We start from the raw sequence: 1,865 nt of genomic DNA, 5'->3' as shown, positions 1-1,865 counted from the left end.
AAAAGGAGGGTGCACCATAAATGACCATAGTCAATTATGACACACCCTCTTTTTGATGATTATAACTTATGGCTCTGGGACCTAATCGGTGATCAGAGCGTCAGAACGGTCGCATTTTTCTTGCGCGTCAGCTCGGATGCGAAAAGCAACACCACAAAATAGCCCAAGAAGGGGATGAGGAATGGCAGGCTCTGCATGCCTGTGGCGTCGGCCACAACACCCATGAGCAGGAAGCCGCAACCACCGATGGGGGTCATCATCAGCAACGACGAGGCGCTCTTCGTGAGGTTGCCCAAGCCACGCAAGGCCAACGAGAAGATGGTGGGGAACATAATGGCTTCGAAGAGATAGTTGCACACGAGGGCCACCATCGACACAGGGCCCAGGTTGAGAAGTACCAAGCCGATGCACAACACGCTACCTACGGCACAACCGAAAAGCATGTGCTCGGCCTTGACACGTCGCATAATCCAACTGCCCAAGAAACGTCCTACCATGAAGAAGGCCAACGCTATGGTGAGGACAATGGACGCGAGGTTGTCGCTCATCCAACCCTTGCCCGTGACATAATTGATGAAATAGCTATTGATGGATATCTCTGCAACCTCATAGGCCAACAGGGCGAACAGTCCGAAAACGAACATGGGATGGTGCTTAAACAGCTTCTTGATGCGCGTGCCCTGCTGACGGTCCTCCTCGGTCTCGGCATGTTTGATCTCGGGAAGGTTGACACGCGAGAATACAACGGCAATGATCAGCACCAAAACGCCAAGGATGGAGTAAGGCAGCACAATGTCGTTGGCCTGGCTATCGCCACTGAAGAGAAACTGACCGACGAAGAATGTGGCAGAGAGCGATCCCAGGCCATTGAACGACTGCGAGAAGTTGAGTCGTGCCGTCGAGGTGTCGCGATCGCCCAACTCCGTGACATAGGGATTGGCCGCGGTCTCCAAGAACACCAGGCCACAACCAATGATAAACAGGGCGCCTAAGAAAGCGTAGAACGTTCCGGCCAAAGCGCTGGGAATGAAAAGGAACGCGCCAATGGCAAACAGCATCAAACCAAACACCACACCCAGGCGATAGCCTCGGCGATTGATGAACCATCCGGCGGGAATGGCCATGAGGAAATAGCCCAAATAGGTAGTGACCTGAATGAGCGACGACTGGGTGATGCTGATGTCGAGCTCGTTCTGAAAGTGTTTGTTCAGCACATCGAGGATGGCGCGGGCAAAGCCCCACAGGAAGAACAACGATGTAACGAGTACGAACGGAAGAAAATACTGTTTGTTAGTTAATGACTGACGACTCATAATATAATAATTAATACGAAAGGGTCTTCCCCATGAGGACGCTTCCCACACGAGGAAGGCCCTATGAAGAAGGGCGGCATGCATGGCCGCCTAAAGTTTATTTCTTTGCGGGTTCAATGATTTTCCACACCAGCGCAGCCAGTGCGCCGCACACCAACGGACCAACGATGAAGATCCAGAGGTTGGCCAAGGCCGAACCTCCCTGGAACAGGGCTGGGCCAATGGAGCGAGCGGGGTTCACGGATGTGCCCGTGTAGCGAATGCAAGCCAAGTGGACAAGCACCAGCGATAGGCCAATGGCCAAGCCTGCGAATTTGTTGGTGGCACCATTGGTCTTGGCGGTGGCGCCCACCACGGCGGCCTGATTGCCAATGGGAGCGCATCCCAATGAGACGGCGGCGCCACAGCCCATAAGGACAAGCACCATAGTGCCCACCATCTCTGCTAAATACTTTTTCATAAACTCTTAGTCTTGATAATAATTGGAATCCTATTCTTAATTACTAGTGATGCGATATTAATCGCTTAACTATAGTTATATATTTGATATTT

General features: G+C 52.2%; 2 protein-coding genes. Both read right to left on the bottom strand.

All coding sequences use genetic code 11. The features are described from left to right. Nucleotides 1–92: 92 nt before the first annotated feature. Nucleotides 93–1,313 carry a sugar MFS transporter gene (locus tag WKK33_RS09475; RefSeq protein WP_215760084.1) on the bottom strand — a complete coding sequence of 407 codons (1,221 nt, stop codon included), beginning with the start codon at nucleotides 1,311–1,313 and terminating at the stop codon, nucleotides 93–95. Between the two features lie 97 nt (nucleotides 1,314–1,410). Continuing rightward, complete coding sequence (locus WKK33_RS09470) at nucleotides 1,411–1,773, bottom strand: aquaporin (protein WP_337933584.1); 363 nt, start codon at nucleotides 1,771–1,773, stop codon at nucleotides 1,411–1,413. Nucleotides 1,774–1,865 lie beyond the last annotated feature (92 nt).

Origin of the sequence: Hallella sp. (assembly GCF_037460745.1) — a bacterium.
Taxonomy (GTDB): Bacteria; Bacteroidota; Bacteroidia; order Bacteroidales; family Bacteroidaceae; genus Prevotella; species Prevotella faecis.
Note: the sequence above shows the minus strand (reverse complement) of the source record. Positions and strands in the feature narration are given on the sequence as shown.

What these genes read in the sequence shown, in the direction of transcription:
- WKK33_RS09470 (WP_337933584.1), bottom strand. Translation starts at nt 1,773, where the DNA reads ATGAAAAAGTATTTAGCAGAGATGGTGGGCACTATGGTGCTTGTCCTT.
- WKK33_RS09475 (WP_215760084.1), bottom strand. Translation starts at nt 1,313, where the DNA reads ATGAGTCGTCAGTCATTAACTAACAAACAGTATTTTCTTCCGTTCGTA.